This window comes from Pseudomonas sp. HY2-MNA-CIBAN-0224, from assembly GCF_040310285.1.
Taxonomy (GTDB): Bacteria; Pseudomonadota; Gammaproteobacteria; order Pseudomonadales; family Pseudomonadaceae; genus Aquipseudomonas; species Aquipseudomonas helleri.
Genome location: NZ_JBEOPQ010000849.1, coordinates 1 through 241 on the forward strand (window position 1 = coordinate 1; position 241 = coordinate 241).

Annotated in this window: 1 protein-coding gene; it reads left to right on the forward strand. The window is 39.4% G+C overall.

Annotated features, from left to right (window positions below; genetic code table 11):
* Positions 1 to 241: hypothetical protein (locus AAEZ03_RS28670; protein ID WP_350583377.1), on the forward strand; the 241-nt coding region annotated here is incomplete at both ends.

Sequence of the window (241 nt, forward strand, 5' to 3'; positions counted from 1 at the left end):
GCATTTGGCTCTAAAGAAGGGCTATATTGTGAGTCGCTTAAAGACTACACCCTAGATATGAAAAACCAAATAGAAGGCTTTTTATCGACTTCCGATTCTATAGTCGGTGGGTTGCACGCATTTGTAGAAAATGTGCTGATTAAAACCAAAGCTTGCAGCCCAAGTGCCATTTGCATGCTAGTAAAAGCAAACAGTGAATTTGCCGATAAAGACAGCCATTTATATGAACTGAGTGTAGATT